Source organism: Olivibacter sitiensis DSM 17696, from assembly GCF_000427965.1.
Classification (GTDB): Bacteria; Bacteroidota; Bacteroidia; order Sphingobacteriales; family Sphingobacteriaceae; genus Olivibacter; species Olivibacter sitiensis.
Genome location: NZ_ATZA01000009.1, coordinates 80696 through 98992 on the forward strand (window position 1 = coordinate 80696; position 18297 = coordinate 98992).

General features: G+C 45.3%; 12 protein-coding genes. 4 read left to right on the forward strand and 8 right to left on the reverse strand.

The annotated features are described in order from the left end of the window. Positions 1–51 precede the first annotated feature (51 nt). The 8 genes from glyA to A37S_RS23845 all read right to left on the reverse strand — a co-directional run bounded on the left by glyA (position 52) and on the right by A37S_RS23845 (position 9427). The gene (gene glyA, locus A37S_RS0106890; RefSeq protein ID WP_028296354.1) at positions 52–1323 is read right to left on the reverse strand and encodes a serine hydroxymethyltransferase; all 1272 of its coding nucleotides are present in this window, start codon (positions 1321–1323) and stop codon (positions 52–54) included. A 179-nt stretch (positions 1324–1502) separates the two neighbouring features. Continuing rightward, a complete protein-coding gene (locus A37S_RS0106895; protein ID WP_028296355.1) occupies positions 1503–2729 on the reverse strand; it encodes an FtsX-like permease family protein in 1227 nt (408 codons plus the stop codon). Positions 2730–2831: 102 nt separating this feature from the next. Next, positions 2832–3470: an MBL fold metallo-hydrolase gene (locus A37S_RS0106900; RefSeq protein ID WP_036601624.1), complete on the reverse strand. Its 639-nt coding sequence runs from the start codon at positions 3468–3470 to the stop codon at positions 2832–2834. Positions 3471–3587: 117 nt separating this feature from the next. Beyond that, positions 3588–4163 carry a TetR/AcrR family transcriptional regulator gene (locus A37S_RS0106905; protein ID WP_028296357.1) on the reverse strand — a complete coding sequence of 192 codons (576 nt, stop codon included), beginning with the start codon at positions 4161–4163 and terminating at the stop codon, positions 3588–3590. 3 nt (positions 4164–4166) lie between these two features. Beyond that, a complete protein-coding gene (locus A37S_RS23840) occupies positions 4167–4586 on the reverse strand; it encodes a hypothetical protein (protein WP_051292790.1) in 420 nt (139 codons plus the stop codon). A gap of 11 nt (positions 4587–4597) precedes the next feature. Next, complete coding sequence (gene pheS, locus A37S_RS0106915) at positions 4598–5647, reverse strand: phenylalanine--tRNA ligase subunit alpha (protein WP_084163786.1); 1050 nt, start codon at positions 5645–5647, stop codon at positions 4598–4600. Positions 5648–5962: 315 nt separating this feature from the next. Then, on the reverse strand, positions 5963–8800 hold the full coding sequence (locus A37S_RS0106920; RefSeq protein ID WP_028296359.1) for a S9 family peptidase: 2838 nt from the start codon (positions 8798–8800) through the stop codon (positions 5963–5965). A 60-nt stretch (positions 8801–8860) separates the two neighbouring features. Further along, on the reverse strand, positions 8861–9427 hold the full coding sequence (locus tag A37S_RS23845) for an HdeD family acid-resistance protein (RefSeq protein ID WP_051292791.1): 567 nt from the start codon (positions 9425–9427) through the stop codon (positions 8861–8863). Positions 9428–9589: 162 nt separating this feature from the next. On the opposite strand from A37S_RS23845, the gene A37S_RS0106935 reads away from it, so the two are divergent. From A37S_RS0106935 to A37S_RS0106950, 4 genes are all read left to right on the forward strand, one after another. Then, entirely contained in the window at positions 9590–10714 is a 1125-nt protein-coding gene (locus A37S_RS0106935) for a serine hydrolase domain-containing protein (RefSeq protein ID WP_028296360.1), read from the forward strand. A 385-nt stretch (positions 10715–11099) separates the two neighbouring features. Further along, positions 11100–14261, forward strand: coding sequence for a SusC/RagA family TonB-linked outer membrane protein (locus tag A37S_RS0106940; RefSeq protein WP_028296361.1), 3162 nt, complete (start codon positions 11100–11102; stop codon positions 14259–14261). Positions 14262–14286: 25 nt separating this feature from the next. Then, entirely contained in the window at positions 14287–15717 is a 1431-nt protein-coding gene (locus tag A37S_RS0106945; protein ID WP_084163787.1) for a SusD/RagB family nutrient-binding outer membrane lipoprotein, read from the forward strand. 165 nt (positions 15718–15882) lie between these two features. Next, positions 15883–18240 (forward strand): serine hydrolase, encoded by a 2358-nt coding sequence (locus tag A37S_RS0106950; RefSeq protein WP_245586333.1) that lies wholly within the window; start codon positions 15883–15885, stop codon positions 18238–18240. The last annotated feature ends 57 nt before the right edge of the window (positions 18241–18297 follow it).

Genomic DNA, 18297 nt, shown 5'->3' on the forward strand with positions numbered 1-18297 from the left:
TCGCCATAATAATGTGGCGACCTTTGACTGAAATATGTACTTTCTGAGTAATTATTTATAGAGTGGAAAATGCCCCATCATTTCAATTACTTCATCGTGAATGACGTCCAGTTCATCCAGATTGTCGTGATTGATCAGCGCGCGGTCTATGAACTCTACAATGGTTTGCATCTCTGCCTCTTTCAGCCCCCGCGTAGTGATGGCAGCAGTACCTAAGCGAATACCAGAGGTTACAAATGGAGACTTGTCGTCAAACGGCACCATGTTTTTATTGATGGTAATACCTGCTTCGCCCAATGCAGCCTCCGCAGCCTTACCGCTAATACCCTTGTTGCGCAAGTCTATCAGCATGGAATGGTTGTCCGTGCCCCCTGAAATGATTTTGTAGTCTTTAGCCACAAAAGCATCGGCCATAGCAGCCGCGTTTTTCTTTACTTGAACGATGTAATCCATATATTCGTCGCTCAAAGCTTCCCCAAAAGCGATCGCCTTGGCAGCAATGATATGTTCCAGTGGTCCACCTTGCGTGCCGGGAAATACAGCCATATCCAATAAAGAAGACATCATGCGTATTTCTCCTTTGGGGGTCTTAAGCCCGAAGGGATTTTCAAAGTCTTTTCCAAGCAGGATCAGTCCCCCACGTGGGCCGCGCAATGTTTTATGCGTAGTGGTAGTAACGATGTGGCAGTGAGGTAGCGGATCGCTCAACAAGCCTCTGGCTATTAGGCCGGCAGGATGTGAAATATCGGCCATGACCAAGGCGCCTATCTTGTCTGCAACCTGACGGACAAATGCATAGTCCCAATCGCGGGAGTAGGCAGATGCCCCTACGATAATGACCTTGGGTTTCTCACGTAGGGCCGTTTCTTCCAAAGCTTTATAGTCTATTAGACCTGTTTCTTTATCTACACCGTAGAAATGCGGTTCATACAATTTGCCAGAAAAGTTGACAGGAGAACCGTGGGTAAGGTGACCGCCATGCGAAAGGTCGAAACCTAAGATTTTATCTCCGGGCTTCAGTATGGCTAGCAATACCGCGGCATTGGCCTGTGCGCCGGAGTGTGGCTGCACATTTGCCCATTCTGCATTGAAAAGTTGCTTGGCACGATCTATGGCGATCTGCTCTATTTGATCGACAACCTCGCAGCCGCCATAGTAGCGCTTACCGGGCAAGCCCTCTGCGTATTTGTTGGTCAATACGGAGCCTGCGGCTTCCATTACCTGCTTGCTCACAAAATTCTCTGAAGCAATCAATTCAATGCCTTCTTCCTGGCGTTCCAGTTCTTCTTCGATAAGATCGAATATGATGTCGTCTCTTTTCATTCTTTATGTATGGCAATCTCTTTTAGAGCGTTGCGGCAAACTTAGCTAAATTTGCTTTTATATGCAATGTCTTTGCAGTTGATTAGTCATTGGTTGATGGGGCATTTGTTTACTCGTCGTTAGTTGATTAGACATTCGCCTGGAACAGTATAGGCACCAATTAACAGATCAACAATCAACTATTCTGCCGATCTTAATTGTTCTACGTTCTTTACGCTGATGCGGGAGGAAATAGCCGACGCAATGCCCGATACTACCACAACCGTAAGAAATACGAGGATAAAATCGGGCCACCTGAACACAATAGGATAGGCATCGGTCACCATGTTCTCGTCCCCCATTTTTACAAAACCATAACATTGTTGTAGATAGCCGATAAGCAATCCCAGTATCAGGCCGACAAGGCAGCCAATTAAGGAGATCATCATGCCCTCTAGAAAGAAGATGCGTCGGATCAAGGGTCGAGAGGCTCCTAAGCTGTTCAATACGGCCATGTCCTTTTGCTTGTCTATCACCAGCATGGTAAGCGAACCGACGATGTTGAATGCCGCGATGACCAGGACAAAGGACAGTATGAAGAATACGCCCCATTTCTCGGTATTGAGCAGCTTGTAGAGCGCAGGATGTTGCTGCATTCTATTTTTTACGATAAAGGAAGGTCCCATCAACTTGCTTATCTTTTTCTGTTCGCTGGAGACCGATATGCCTGGCTTCAGATTGATTTCTATGGCAGAGACATCGTCATATTCTCCCAGCATTTCGCGGGCAAAACTGAGCGGGACTAGGATGAGATCATCGAATTCCTGGCTTTGGCGTAAAGCTCCGATAGGAGCGATTGACCGTACAATGAACTCGTCTGCCGGATTGATGGCGTTTCGTACCCCTTTTCTGGGAGAAAAAACTTCTATTTCGGTTAGCCTATTCTTTAAGCTGATCCCCAAGTTGGCATAAACGGCGGCACCTAGTACCGCAAAGTCTGTGCTGTCTTCATGCAAGGAGAAGCGTCCATCCCATATAAGACTATCATTGGCCATTGCCTCCCCCGCCTCGGGGTCTATGCCCTTCAGCAGGCCAATATATTGATAGTCATCGTAGCGCAAGAGCACTTTTTCCTGTAACACTTCCGTATAGGTATTGATGATGGGTGATCTTCTGATCTGTTCTATAGCTGTCGTGTCTACCTTAAAGACTTTGCCTTTGGCCGGTTCGATGCGCAGTTCCGGTGTGAATGAACTGTACATGCGAAGGATTAGATCCTCCAATCCGTTAAAAGCCGAAAGGATGAGGATGAGCGCTGCACTGGATACCAGAATACCCACCATGCTAATGCCGGAAATAACATTGATGGCGTTGACCGATTTCTTGGAGAACAGGTATCTTTTAGCGATATAGGCAGCGGTGTTCATTAAAAGCCAAAAGTAAAAATTTAAAAGTAAAAAGTACCCTTCTCTGCGACTCTAGGCCCTGCAAAGAGTGACAGCAGGATGGATGCAGAACAATTTCATCGACTATCCTCTGACAAAGGGGTTGTGCTGTTTCTCAAAGCCTATGGTCGTTTCGGGGCCGTGTCCAGGATATACTACCGTGTCTTCGGGCAGCACATAGAGCTTTTTCGAAATGTTTTCCAGCAATTGTTGATGGTTGCCCCCGGGCAAATCCGTACGACCAATGCTCCCCCTGAAGAGCACGTCTCCTCCTATGAGTATAGCGCTATCGGGCTGGTAAAAACAAAGGTGCGCTGGAGAGTGACCAGGAGCGAAGATGAGCTTTAGGGCCGTATTGCCAAAACGTACTTCCCCCTCTTCGGGCAAGAAATGTTCCGGTATGGGCGATTGCTCATAACGCAAGCCAAACATGGGGGCACGCACCTGTACATCAGAAAGCACGGGTGCCTCTCCCTCGTGAAACTGTGGCAACAAGCCATATTGCTCATAAACATATTTATTGCCCAACACATGGTCTACATGGCAATGTGTGTTGAGCAATAGCGTGGGGGTCAAGCCCTCCTTCTCGATAAATGAGCTTACGGCCCGCTCTTCGGCAGGATTGCTCATGCCCGGATCCACGATAGCGCAAGTATTGCTATCATCCGTAAGTACATAGGTGTTCTCCTGAAAGGGATTGTTTGGAAATACGTGTACTTTCATTATCTTCGGTTTTTTGGGTATCAAGTATCAAGATTGGCTTTCTAGCTTGTTAAGCCGCCCCGAGCGCTCGGAGTCTTTTAATCTCATATCTCACGTCTCATATCTCACATCTTAGTACTAACTCACCGTAGCTTTCACCAAATAAGGTAGTATTTCCTTTTGGAATGATACGAAATATTTCCGCACGTCTGCCACGCTGACCGCCGTAAAGGCAAAGGAGAACACAATGCTTTTGCTAGATTTGATCAGAAATGAAAGGTTCTCACGTGGAAGATTGGGGTCTATTACCGTGCTTTCATTGAAAGCATTGATGAGTAGGTTTTCCAAGTCGTCAGATAATATCTTGAGGTACTCTTGCGCATTGGCCGACTCGCGGATAAAGTCCCAACCGATAAATTCATTGCAAATGGTATAGGTAAGCCTGCTTACCCGCAGTATCAGTTCGCTCAGGTAGCTTCCTTGGTCGGTTTCCTTTTTGGAGTTATGAATGAGCTCGTCCACGCCTTGTTGTACATATTCCATCAAGATAGCATGTAGTATGGTTTCCTTGCTCTCGAAATACTTGTATATGGTGGCCTTGGCTATCTTGGCTTTTTTGGCTATTTCGTTGACACTGGTTTTATTGTAGCCATAGCGCCTGAACAGTTCTCTCGAAGCCCGCTTTATACTTTCTTTTATTTTCTCTGCTTCCATCAATTAATTACTTATTAGCACACCATTTTGTTGGTAAGATACACTATATTCCCTTAAGGGGCACTCCGCTACACTCGCAGGGGCTCCGTTGGTCAAGACATACCTTGCTTGCGAGCAGGGATCAATGGCGGTTTGGCCGCCTTCCTCCACGTTTACTCTACATCCTTGCTCTGGATTGACGGTGCTTCTTCTGTCATAAGCTCTGATGCCATTGGCCGTATGAACGATGATAAGCCCACTTACGCCTCCTTGTTCGGTCTCTGCGTAGCCTCCAGGCACACTCAAACTTCCATACTGGGTGTAGCTAGCGATATATTGGAAAGGCACGGTTTGGAATACCTGACATCCGCCCTTTCTGCACGAACTGGAAGCCAATAGTAGCAGGCTGGCAGCGATAGCGATTACGTATTTGGCAAAGGGCATGTGTCTTTAATTTATAAGAGCTCCGTGTGAAACTGGTTGAGGAAACGGACGTCGTTCTCCGAGAACAATCTCAAGTCCTTAATCTCATACTTTAAGTTCGTAATCCGCTCTATCCCCATGCCAAAGGCAAATCCTGTATATTTCTTGCTGTCTATGCCGCTGTTTTCAAGCACATTGGGGTCTACCATGCCGCAGCCCAATATTTCTACCCATCCACTTCCCTTGCACATATTACATCCCGCTCCCTTGCATATGGTGCATGAGATGTCCATCTCTGCCGAAGGTTCCGTAAAGGGGAAATAGGAAGGACGAAAACGCACCTTGGTTCCTTCTCCGTACAACTCCTGAACAAAATGGTAAAGAGTTTGTTTGAGGTCCGCAAAAGAGACTCCTTCATCGATGTACAGCCCTTCTACCTGATGGAAAAAACAGTGAGCTCGAGCCGATATGGCCTCATTGCGGTACACCCTGCCAGGCATGATAGCACGGAAAGGCGGTTTGCCCGATTCCATCATGCGCACCTGTACCGAAGAGGTATGCGTACGCAAGGCAATGTCATTGCCTTCTTGTTTCTTAATGAAAAAGGTATCTTGCATATCACGGGCGGGATGCTCGGCCGGGAAGTTGAGGGCCGTGAAATTGTGCCAATCATCTTCTATCTCTGGCCCTTCGGCCACCGTAAATCCAAGTTTCTTGAAGATTTCAACGATTTCCTTGCGTACCAAAGAAAGGGGATGCCTAGATCCTATCTCAACACCGCTGCCCGGCAAGCTGAGATCCTGAATTTTAGACGTGTTTTTCTTGTCTTGATCTGTAGTGCCAAGAGCTTCTTTCTTTTCGTTATATGCCTGCTCCACTCTTTGCTTGAACTCGTTCAGTACTTTCCCGAGCGCGCGTTTTTCCTCACTGCTTACAGACTTAAATTCGTCAAATAGGTTTTTTAGTACACCCTTGGATACGAGAAACTTCAGCCGGAATTCCTCCACTTTTTCGGCGTTTTCAGGATTCCAATGCTTTAATTCTTCGGTATATTGATTGATTTTGTCTAAAATGCTTGCCATAATGATACCTTTTCACTTTCAAAATCTGCTTCTAATGTGGTTTTAACACAGATATTGAACCGCAAAGGTAAAAAAAGAAAAGATAAAAACGGGACTTTTGGGCAAAAACGAAGTACTTATATTTCCTTTCGCCAAGTTATAGTATATAGACAAGAAGAAGTGACATTGCAATCGACTGTTGGCGTCCAACAATTGGTACTTCTTTCCATCGCCTAAGCTTTTTTTTGAAAATTAAAAACGGGATAATAAAAGAAGCCAGTAAATTAAAAGCATAAAACCGAGGGACGGATTGTGTGATCCGTCCCTCGGTTTTTGTTAAAAAGCCCTTTCTTCCAGGTGTTTTTCCATATCCAGTCGGTCAATACCTTTCGTCCACCAGTCTGGCGCAGGCTTGCCTTTAAGAAAATGGTCGAAATATTCCATCATGCGCACGCTGTAGTCCTTTCTGTTTGGCAATTGTGCCAAACCATGGTTTTCCCCATTATAGGTGATCATCACCACGGGTTTTTTCAGGCGACGCAGTCCGTTATAATATTCTATACCTTGTGTGAAGTCTACTGCCCCGTCCTTGTCATTATGGAGAAGCAATAAAGGTGTTTGCACGTTCTTGATATAGTAAATGGGCGAGTTTCTGGTGAAGGCCTCCCAGTTATCCCAGTAGCCAGGGGTGAGACGACCTTGGCTAGCCTCGAATATGGCTTGGTTGGTGCCGCCGGAATTCCAGTAAATGAGGCTGTACATGCTGATCATGTTGGTCAATGGCGCACCTGCGGCGGCGGCCTTGAAGATGTTGGTCTGCGTGATCAGAAAAGAAGTTTGGTAACCTCCCCATGAATGGCCGTGTATGGCCACATTGTCCTTATCTACTATGCCCGTGGCTACGGCTGCTTCTACGGCAGGTACCACACAGGCTACGGCAGACATGCCGGGGTCGTTCAGCTTATAAGCAATGTCGGGCATCAATACTGCGTAGCCATTGCTGGTGTACAGGCTGCGGTTGAAACCGGTTCTGGAAAAGTCGGGCATGGCATAACCGTTGAGTCCATCGGTGAGCCGCTCGTAGATATAGGTGATGGTGGGATAGCTTTTGCCTTCCTGATAATCGGCAGGTAGATATATAGCCGCTTGCAGCGAATCTCCATTGGCACTTACGTAATCTATCAGCTTCACGCCGGCAGACCATGCGTATTTATCTTGGTCAGGAGTATTATGGCTTAGCTGGTTGGCAGCGGCCAAGGTTTTTTCCTTACTGGCAAAAAAGTCCGGGGCCTGTACGGCATTCTGCTTACTGAAAATGAAGGTCTGGGCGTTCTTAGCCTTTTCGAGATTGCCGTATAGGTTATCGTCCTCAAATAGCAGTTGTAAAGACCGTTTGCCCGCAGGCAAAAGTGCGATGCCGTCCCTTTTATCGCGCGAGTTGAACACGTTGAAATATTGGTCTTTGCTCAGGTCTATGCCCTTTTCGTTCTCATAAAGGCTATACCTTTGTTGTACGGTTTGCTTGGTGCCTCCGAAATTGGCAGTAAGCTTCTCATATTTCTTTCCATCGGCAGGGATGAGGTAGAGGTCGTTGTTATCGGCTATAAATACGTATTTGGAATCACTGCTCCAGCCAAAATTGGTAGTGGGGTAGTGGGGGAGGTTATGGTCATCCAGTATATTCACAAATAGACTGGGGATACTTTTCGTCAAAGGAATGATTTCGCCAGACCCTAGGTCCAGTGCATAGTAATTGCTGTCGCGGTAAAATGTGGTTTTTTTGCCGTCTGGAGAGGGTATAATCCTGCCTATCATGGGGAAATGCTCAAATTGCAGCTTCCTGTTTCCCGTTTGCAGGTTATAGATATAGACGTCGGCAAAGCGCTGTCCATCCAGATTGGACATCAGCTCATAGGCAGCATCGTCATAACCGATGGCAAACAGCTGCTTGGGGGCAATGGTTACATTGCGTACATTGCTGTCTGCCCATTGCGTGAATCGTTTATCATCTACGGAATAGCTGCTCAGGTAGCTGAAGTTCTTGTCGCGCATTTCCTGTGTCTTCTGGGCAGATTGTAGCCTCTTGTCCTGCCAGTTCCAGATAATCATGTCTGGCTTTTCGATATCGTCCTTTTTGCTGGTAGGTTTCGCCTTCGCGGCCAGCTCTTGTTGTTTGCTGCTATCTTGATTAGTGGTGTCTTTTTTTGCTTTCGATTTTTCAACGGCCTCTATCTTGTTGATGCCAAAAAAGAGCTGCCGTAGATCATCCGACCAAAAGGGCTTCATATGGCTGCTGATGGCCATGCCCTTGGTGATGGAGCTGTCGGCAATGCCTTGGTATTGTACGAGCTTGGTCTGCCCTTTTGGGAGTAAGCTAACACCAAGGACTGTATGGAGTTCTTCTTTATAGAGCGGGCTTTTGCTGGCCTTTAAGAGAGCAAAGGCCGTTCCTTCCTCATTCCAGTTGATGGATTTGTAGGCCGCCGTGTCGTTGTCGAGGGCCGTCGTTGTTCCGCTGGCGAGATTTCTCAGGTATATGCCATTGCCGTTCCGTCCCGCGGCATCGATGCAATAGGCCAATTGGTCGCCGGCCTTATTGAAGGCAAACTCGGACACGCTCCCCAATGGAAAGCTCTTTTGCGTGGCCAGTTCATAGAGTATGGCGTCGCTGCCCTTGGGAGCGTCTTTGCCTTTGGGGGATCCTTCCGCAGCGTCAAACTGGATTAAGAGCCACGCCGGAGAGTCGCCGGAAAAGGACAAGCTTTTCACCTTATCGAAGTTTCTTTTGCTCGTGTCGCTTAGTTTTACGAGCGTTAGTTTGTTGGATAGCGTTTTGTTGCTTTTCTTGGCAGCCTTGGCCTCCGCTTCCTTGGGTGAGACAAGAAAGGCCATAAATTGGCCGTCGGCAGAAAAATGAGCTTCTGTAGACTTTGCTCCTATAGGAAACTGGTATTTTGTTGTGTCTTCCGTGTACCGGAGCGTGAGCCAGAGGTCACCTTCGGTAGGACCGGCGCTCCAGGCAAGCCATTTGCCATCTGGCGATAGTGTCTGCGTATAAGGGCGTATAGATTGCCATTTGGAGACGGATTTCCAGTCTAGAGCTGGCTTTTCCTGTGCTGTTCCCTGAAATGAATAGGATAGGAGAAACAGCGCGATGAGTAGGTGTCGTATCATGAATGTTGATATATAGAAATAAACGCCCATAAAGTTAGCGTTTATTTCTATTAACAGGACTTATTCCCCGAACTTCTTTTTCAATCGCCTCAAATTGAAAGCTAAGACCAGGTGAAAGATTCCGGAAACCATAAAGGCGGCCGAAGTCCAGAAAATGATGGTGGCAACGCCAATAACAGGGTTGAAGATCATCGCAAGCCCAAGCAGAATGGTCAAAACGCCGCCAAAAACAAGCCATCCCCATCCCGAAAGGCCGAAGTCTTTCTCTTCGAGGCCGTGGCTGATCAGGGAAATGCCCGCCATCAGCACATAGAATCCGACAATAAATGGAAGAACTTGCATAGAAATAACGGGATAGCTCAGCAAAATTAATCCTAAGATAATGTCGAGTATACCTGCCACCAGCGTCCATCCCCAGCTAGGAATATTGTTGCTGTTGCCGATGGCGAAGGAAACGCGCAGGATGCCATTGATAAATATAAAACTTCCGAAGAAGACCGCCAAACCCAGGTAGCTGGCTACAGGGTTGGATAAGGTGTAAAAACTGGCAAGGAGCAATAGGATGCCAATAACGAGAAAAAGCCACCAGTTGCTGACGTCTTTTTTGAGGGTCTTGATGATTCCCATGATTTAATTTTTTTGATTTTCTTTCTAAAGAAAGAATGGAACCAAAATGTTTTTTGAAGAGTTATTTATTTTATTTTTTCATTCTTTTGGTCTTTTTGTTCGTGAAGGGTCGTGTCTGGTTGTATATTTGTTTTCAATTTTTCAAAAATAATCTTCATGCAAATGAAAATAATAAACTTGCTTTTTGTTGTATTATGCCTTGTGCCGCCCGCTTTTGCCCAAAAAAAGCGCGTGGATAACGAGTTAAAAGCGATTATGGAAAAATACGAGGCCATAGGCCTTTCGGTTGCGGTATTGAAAGAGCACAAAATAGTTTACAAATCGTCCTTTGGATTAAAGGATGTGGAAAAGGGCAAGTCGCTCAAAAATAAAGATATCTTTCGGATCGCTTCTATTTCCAAATCTTTTACGGCTACTTCATTGATGCAGCTGGTGGAGCAAGGTAGCTTGTCTTTGAACGACGACGTGAGTGACCTGATTGGTTTTCGCATCAGGAATCCAAAATTTCCAGATAAGGTAATTACCTTGGAAATGATCCTTTCCCACCGTTCTAGCTTGAACGATAAAAATGGCTATTTTACACTAGATGTACTCGATACCACAAAAACTCCGACGTGGAGAAACAGCTTCAATGAATATGAGCCTGGAAACGGATATATGTACTGCAACCTTAACTTTAACCTCGCGGGAACCATTTTGGAAAAAGTCTCTGGACAGCGATTTGACCGCTATATTAAAGAGCATATATTGGATCCGCTGGGGCTCTATGGTGGCTATTGGGTGGATGGCCTCGATAGTTCGCGCTTCGTGAAGCTGTATGAATACGTGGAGGATGAACAGCGATTTAAGCTTTCTACCGACGCTTATGCCCCTCGACGAAAGGAACTTTCTGAGTACAGGATTGGATACAGTGCCCCCGTCTTATCGCCTACTGGCGGCATGAAGATATCTGCGGTGGACCTAGCCAAGTACATGGATATGCATATGTATTACGGCCAGTTCAAAAAGGGGCATATTATTTCGGAAACTAGCTCGCGTAGAATGCAGACTGCCTTAACCGAAAAAAGCGGTTATGGATTAGCTCTATGGCATGACAAGGAACTGCTTCCTGGCGTGGAGCTCGTAGGGCATACGGGATCGGCATACGGTCTTTATAGTGCTATGTTTTTCCATCCGGAGGACAAATACGGTTTTGTTGTCATTACCAATGGGCTAAATACGAATAAAGGCGTGGATGATTTTAGGAGAGACTGCATCAAGGTGCTTTACGAAGATTTGTTAAACTGAAATTGTACGGATTGTTGCATGTTTTTGTGTGTTGGGGATGAAGTTTACGTGTCTAAACACGTAATGTTGGTGTAAAGATAGATTCTTTGCGGTGTAATGCATGGTTTTAGCTATTTTTTGGTTAAATAATAGTATATCTATGCGCTTTTAATTAAAAAACACGCAAATATTTGCGTGTTTCTTTTTTATTTTCTAATCTTGCATTAGCTAATTATCAAACTGTATTAAACCTACGACATTATAATGCCCTTTATTGGGGGATTTTATTAAGGGGGAATATGAAAATGCGTATTTCGTAGTTTCAAATTTCTTTTCGCAGGAGTGTATTGTGATTTGGTATTTAATATAAGAATAATTCAATAATTCGATCATTTAAACAATAAACATGAAACAATTTTTACGTATGTTGCTCATGGGAATGATGTTCGCATCTTCTTATGCATTCGCACAGCAAACAACTATCACGGGTAATGTAAAAAGCACAGATGGAGACTTTTTATCAGGTGTATCGGTACTGGTAAAAGGGACGAATCAGGGAACGTCAACTAACTCTGAAGGCAAATTCAGCATTAACGTTCCAACAAATGCCATTTTGATATTCAGGTTTGTAGGTTATGAAACTAAGGAGGTATCAGTGGGGGAAAGTAGCGTTGTAGATGTAACGTTGACCGAAAGTTCTTCTTCTCTGGCGGAGGTGGCGGTTACGGCCTTCGGCATCAAGCGGGAGGAAAGGTCTCTGGGTTATACGGCGCAGTCCGTTACCTCTGAGGACTTGAATTTCAATAAGCAGCCGAACATGGTAAACGCGCTTCAAGGAAAAGTAGCGGGGGTACAGATACGCAGTACGGGAGGTGCGCCAGGACAAGGTGCCAAAATCCAGATACGTGGTATAAACTCGCTGGATCCTACTAGGGACAACTCCCCTCTGTTTGTTGTGGATGGTGTCATTATGGACAATAGTACTTCCACACAGGGATTGTCCGCATCGGGCCGGGGTATGAGTAATCGAGCAGTTGATATCAATCCCGAGGACATTGAATCCATGAATATCCTTCGGGGAGGCGCGGCAACGGCATTGTACGGTTTGCGTGGTTCAAATGGCGTAGTAGTGATCACTACCAAACAGGGTAAAAGTGGAGATATAAGAGTCAATTATCAAGGCTCGGTGGGGCTGGACGAGGTAAACAAATTACCGAAAATGCAGGATGTGTATACGCAAGGATGGAATAATGTGTATGACCCTTCGTCCTTTTGGCCTGCTTTTGGACCTACGGTGGAGGAGGCCAGGGCGATCGATCCCACACACCCCGCTAAGCTCTATAATTATCTAGAAGATGCCTTTGAAACGGGGCATCAATATAAAAATGTCCTTAATATTTCTGGTGGATCGGACAAGATTTCGTACTATTCTTCCCTATCCCAATTCAGTCAAAAGGGCATTATGCCTTTTACCGATTTCAAAAATATACAAGCTCGTTTGAACACTACGATAAGAACAAGTGACAAATTTTCTATTGCCACTAATTTAAACGTTACAAATAGCGGGGGAGATCGCGGCAATGCTGGAAGGTTTAATGAGCAGTTATCCTATTGGGTGCCCCGATGGGATGTGACCAATTACGAGAAAGAAGATGGAACTATGTATATGGGGTATTCTGGCCTTTCGGTCAATCCGATATACGTAGCCAAAACCAATCGTTTTTTTGATGACGTGTTGCGCTTTATTGGAAATACAACACTTAATTATAAGCCTACTAAATGGCTGGATTTGACTTATACATTGGGCGTAGATACGTACCGGGACAACAGGCAAAGTACGGCACCTGCCTTCCGGGGTTTAGAGGGTGAGATTATAGTGGAAGATAATGGCGATGATGACGGGCAACCAGGAGGAGGTTTTTACTATGTCTATGATACAAAATATCGGACATTCAACAGCACTTTCATTGCAAGCATTTCGCATCAATTCACGGACGATTTTGGGGCGTCTCTAAGGTTGGGAAATGAAATATTTGATCGGAAAATATATCGTTCAGCTACTGAAGGTTTCGATCTCACTGTTTGGAATTGGTTTAGTATGGCTAATGCCAATCAGCTTAGGGCAGGTACTAATCGCGAAGATTACCGTCTGATGGGTACATTTGCAGATGTTACCCTAAACTTTAAGGACTACCTGTTCCTTAATGCTACATTAAGGAACGATATTACTTCCTCGCTCCTTAAGCCTAATAACTCGTTCTATTATCCATCGGCCAGCCTCAGTTATGTTTTGTCCGATCATGTCCGTTTGCCGGAAGTTATGGATCACGCTAGATTGCGTTTTTCTTATGCTCAAATTGGAAAGGATGCGCTTGCCTATTCTACTAGCTTGGGCTATCAACCTTATGCCGCTTTGCCCACTGGATATACAGGCTTCACCAGAAACGGACTATTGGGAGAGCCCAATTTGAGACCTGAATTTACCAATACCTATGAAGCTGGTTTGGTATTGCATTTCTTCAAACAGCGTCTAAGGTTTGATGGGAATATATACCGTTCGGACTCAAAGGATCAGATTATGTCCGTGCCTATCTCGACAGCTACGGGATACAGCACTGCTGCCGTCAACCTTGGCGACATTAGGAATACAGGCGTTGAGCTAACAATTGGTGGAACACCGATTAAAAACAACAACTTTACCTGGGATACAGAAATAAATCTTTCTGCCAATAGAAATAAGGTGCTGTCCATCAATGAAGACCTAGGCGGCGAGATTGTTGTAGCTTCTGAATTTGGATACCTGAGTTCAAATGTATCTATGCGAGTTATTCCCGGACAGCCATATGGTATCCTATATGGTCGAACTTATCAACGTTATTATACGGACGCAGAGAAAGCTGCGGGACTCAATGGAGGACTGACAGTGGACGAAAACAGGCCATTGCTTATTGGCGCAAATGGATTTCCGGTCCTCAGTGCTGTGGCCGATGTGAAGCAACTAGGGAACGTATTTCCTAAATGGATAGGCGGATGGCATAATACGTTTAGATATAAGAATGTTTCCTTATCCATGCTTGTCGATGGGCAGTTTGGCCAAAAATATTATAATCAGATGGATAACTTCTTGGCAGCGTTTGGTATGGCCGAATACACTCTTAACAGAAATGATCACGTAGTGTTTGAGGGAGTTTTGGCAGATGGCACTCCCAATACACAGCAGGTTTGGTTGGGCCAGGGATATGATGAAGTAACCGATCGCAATTATGGCAATGGTTATTATCGGGATTACTATCGTGGAAATTCGGAATTCTTTGTTCAAAATGCGAGCTGGGTGAAACTTCGTTCGCTTTCGTTCAGCTATAATTTCCCATCCAGGTGGTTCAGTAACAAGCTCATCAAAAACGTTTCTGCGAGCATAACTGGCAACAATTTGTTTGTGATCACTGACTTCAATGGATATGATCCAGAGAACTCAACGACCAATAGCGGGTCGAATGTAGAAGGTTTCGCTGGAATGACCTACCCTGCGTTAAGAAGTTATTTATTCACCTTAAATGTCGGATTTTAATTAGAGAAGGGGCACGATTATGAAAATGAGATTGATAAACGTTACGAAAAGCATATATATCGGGTTATTATCAGCAACCCTTTTCTTCCAAGGCTGTGGTGATTATTTTGATGTGGGTAACAATCCCAATCTGGTCACGGAACCGAGTCTGAACTCCTTGCTCTCATCGGTAACGCACCGAACAGGGATGAATGCCTATCGATATGGAAGCACGGCATCGTATTATGTGCAATATTTGGCTAGTCCATCCGAAGGATCAGCCACGGATATCTACGATATCACGGACTTGTCTACCTCTTGGGCAGAAGCATACTATGCCATGTCTGACGCGTATGATATGATTACTGCTGCCGAGGAATCTGGCGCGAATTTACACGTAGGAGTGGGTAAGTTGCTCACTGCGTATAACTTGAGCTTAGTAAGCGACACATGGGATTCGGCACCTTATACGGAGGCCTTTAGTAGGGTGGAAACGTTTACACCTGTTTATGATTCGCCCGAACAATTGTACCAGACAATTGGACAACTGATAGACGAGGCCATTGTAGCCTTTGGCAGCACGGATGCAACAATGGCGCTTGATCCCACGCTGGATTTAATACACGGGGGCGATGTTAATAAGTGGATACGGACGGCTTACGGATTGAAAGCTAGGTATTTGAATAAGATTAGTAAGAAATCTGCTTATAATCCGCAAGCAGTTCTGTCGGCACTGGATGATGCCTATCTTTCTGCGGAAGACGACATGAAAATGGGCCTCTTTTCGGGCAATAACCCTTGGGCCTCTATTGCGATAAGCAATGCAAATTCATTGTTGGGCGGATGGTTGTCGAGCAATTTGATTAAGCACGTAAACGGAGAAACATATGGAATTGTTGACCCGAGAGTAGCAAAAATTACTGACTTGACTGTAAATGGAAATTATGTGGGAACGCCCAATGGCGGAGGAAACCAGGGGCCCTTGGCAAATACGGTGCACGATGAATGCTACATATCTACTAATTCTCCGGTGACTACAGAAGAGGCTCCGGTTTACATCATGACTTTTGAGGAATTGAAGTTTGTAGAGGCCGAAGCGGCATTTCGGGCTGGATTAACTTCTCGTGCGTATGAAGCGTATCTTGCGGGTATTCGCGCGTCAATGGCCAAGTTTCAGGTTGCCGCAGCTGCAAGGGATTCATATATTGCGGAACCTTCGGTTAGTGTTGGAGCATCGGCCTTGACGCTTGATTTGATATTTAAAGAAAAATACGTGGCAACATACCTCAACTTTGAAGCCTGGAATGATGCACGTCGACATGACTATGGATACCAAAGTTTTCAAATGCCTTTAGGGGCGGTTCTTCCCACTTTCATTCGCCAAGTGGCGATACCTAATTCAGAGATAGTGAATAATCCTGGCAATATCCCTACTCAGGTGAGCTTGGATTCACCCCTTTGGTGGGACAAGCCGTAGGCAAACTAGTTTCAAAAGCCTCCACAACCTTATCGAAGCGCTTGTGGAGGCTTTTCCATTGTAAAAAATGGAATTTCTGCTTTAAACACTAATATGAAGTTTTAGTCTCCTTTTTCTGACAAAAGAATGCGCTGTTTCAATCTGTTTTTTGTTGTAGTTTTATTGATGGCTAGTCTGGCGGGAAAAGCCCAAAGCACCGTGCCTCCTGCCCTTGATCAATATGTAGAACGGGTTTTGGATAGCTTTCAAGTGCCAGGCCTTAGCATTGGTATTGTGAAGGATGGGGAAGTGGTGCTGGCCAAAGGCTATGGTGTGCGCAAGTTGGGAGAACAGGCGAAGGTGGATGAAAATACCCTTTTCTGCATTGCATCCAATAGTAAGGCTTTCACTGCCACTGCCTTGGCCATACTGATAGATGAGGGTAAATTGAAATGGGAGGATAAGGTCATTGATTACCTGCCATGGTTTAGGATGTCCGACGACTATGTTACTACGCACCTTACGGTTCGCGACCTCCTGGTGCACCATAGCGGTTTGCCTGCTTACGTAAATGATCTCTTGCTGTTTCCTCCTTCTACCTTTACGCGCAAAGAGCTTATCGCCAAGCTAAAGGACGTGAAGCTTGCGTATGATTTTCGTACGGCATATGCCTATGACAATATCTTGTACATAGTAGCGGGAGAGATAGTGAAAAGTGTTTCCGGGCAAGAGTGGGAAGACTTTGTTCAGGAAAAGATATTCCAGAAGGTAGGGATGAACAGCAGTATTAGCCGTTTCTCAGATTTAAGTAGTCAGCCCAATTTTGCTTATTCGCATCGCAAAAAAGAAGGAAAACTGCAAGTAGTCGAAAATTTCCGAGATATTATAATAGGTGACCAGGGAAATGCGGCTGGTGGAATAGCTTCTAGCGCCTTAGACATGAGTAAATGGATGATCGCGCAACTGGATTCTGGAAGGACAGTCGGAGGAAGACGTCTTTTTGCTGCCAAAGCAACCGACGAATTGTGGAAGATGGTGCGCCCAATGCCTATCGCGAAAGAGCCAGAATGGTTAGAGCCCGCGCAAAAGGATTTTTTGGGCTATGCGTTAGGTTTCAGAACAACCAATTACAGGGACAAGAAAATGTTGTACCATGGGGGTTTGTTGACGGGATTTGTGTCGCAAGTAGCCATGGTGCCAAATCTGAACCTTGGTATTGTTGTGTTGACCAATCAGTTGTCTACTGGTGCCTACTGGTCCATTATCAATCACATATTGGATTATTATATGGGAGCCCATTCATTTGACTGGATTGGTGGTTACAAGAGGGAATTAGATAGTGCATCGGCTCGTGCTAGTCGCAATGCCCATAAATTGGTTTATCCGGATAGTTCGGTGAAGCAGGTGCTGGCCCTCGACGAATGTGTTGGAATGTATAGAGATGCCCTGGCAGGAGAGGCGGTAATTCAAAAGCATGAGACGGGCTATCGGCTTCAATTCGTGCATATGCCCATGTACGAGGCAGCTATTTTGCCATTTAGAGGAGATAGCCACCTACTTCGATTTGTGCATCCCAATATGGGAGACGATGCCTATCTTCATTTTGTATTGAACGCGGACAAAAGCATACAAAGACTGCTCATAGAAGCTCCGGGAGATGGTGATTTCAACGGACTGGAACTTTTTCCCGTAAAGCAAGCTATTTTGGATAGTGTGGCATTGCGGAAGAAGATCGAAGGACTGATGGAGAAGCATCCAAAAGGACGATTTGCTGTGGCCTTTAAGGATTTGACGACAGGAGAAACTTTCCTGCACGATGCCCATAAGAACTTTCACGCAGCGAGTACCATGAAGACACCTGTTATGGTAGAGGTGTTTCGCCAAGCCTCCCTTGGCAAGTTCTCCGTTGACGATTCTATTCTCGTTTACAATAGGTTCAAGAGCATTGTCGACGGAAGCTATTATTCCCAGGATTCTATAAATGATAGCGAGCACGATCTTTATAAAAAAGTAGGAACGAAACTGCCAATTTCGGATTTACTGTACCGCATGATTACAAAAAGCAGCAATCTCGCTACCAACATCGTCATTGATCTTGTTGGGGCGAAGAATGTCAACAAGACCATGCGAGCTATGGGCGCCAAAGACATCCAGGTATTGCGTGGTGTGGAAGATTCGAAGGCCTATGAAAAGGGACTAAACAATACCACCACTGCTTATGACCTCATGCTGCTTTTTGAGCAGCTGGCGGAAGAAAATATAATAGATAAGGCCTCGTGCGATAGAATGATAGAAATTTTGATGGATCAGCATTTCAGGAGCAAGATACCGGCTCTGCTTCCGGAGGGCGTGAGAACGGCAACAAAGACCGGAAGTCTTGCTACCGTCAGCCATGATTCGGGAGTAGTCTTTTTGCCAGATGGGAGAAAATATGTTGTGGTGCTCCTGTCGGACGGTATTGATAAAGAAGAGGCAGATAAGACGCTTGCACAGATTTCACGTGCGTTATACGACTATACACAAAGTGGTTTGCTGTGTCGGTAAAAATTAAGAAGCAGCTGGTTTTGAGTTTTTCAATAATTCAGATAGCTATGGATAAGA

Coding starts and splice junctions, on each gene's coding strand:
- glyA (WP_028296354.1), bottom strand. CDS start 1,323: ATGAAAAGAGACGACATCATATTCGATCTTATCGAAGAAGAACTGGAA.
- A37S_RS0106895 (WP_028296355.1), bottom strand. CDS start 2,729: ATGAACACCGCTGCCTATATCGCTAAAAGATACCTGTTCTCCAAGAAA.
- A37S_RS0106900 (WP_036601624.1), bottom strand. CDS start 3,470: ATGAAAGTACACGTATTTCCAAACAATCCCTTTCAGGAGAACACCTAT.
- A37S_RS0106905 (WP_028296357.1), bottom strand. CDS start 4,163: ATGGAAGCAGAGAAAATAAAAGAAAGTATAAAGCGGGCTTCGAGAGAA.
- A37S_RS23840 (WP_051292790.1), bottom strand. CDS start 4,586: ATGCCCTTTGCCAAATACGTAATCGCTATCGCTGCCAGCCTGCTACTA.
- pheS (WP_084163786.1), bottom strand. CDS start 5,647: ATGGCAAGCATTTTAGACAAAATCAATCAATATACCGAAGAATTAAAG.
- A37S_RS0106920 (WP_028296359.1), bottom strand. CDS start 8,800: ATGATACGACACCTACTCATCGCGCTGTTTCTCCTATCCTATTCATTT.
- A37S_RS23845 (WP_051292791.1), bottom strand. CDS start 9,427: ATGGGAATCATCAAGACCCTCAAAAAAGACGTCAGCAACTGGTGGCTT.
- A37S_RS0106935 (WP_028296360.1), top strand. CDS start 9,590: ATGAAAATAATAAACTTGCTTTTTGTTGTATTATGCCTTGTGCCGCCC.
- A37S_RS0106940 (WP_028296361.1), top strand. CDS start 11,100: ATGAAACAATTTTTACGTATGTTGCTCATGGGAATGATGTTCGCATCT.
- A37S_RS0106945 (WP_084163787.1), top strand. CDS start 14,287: ATGAGATTGATAAACGTTACGAAAAGCATATATATCGGGTTATTATCA.
- A37S_RS0106950 (WP_245586333.1), top strand. CDS start 15,883: ATGGCTAGTCTGGCGGGAAAAGCCCAAAGCACCGTGCCTCCTGCCCTT.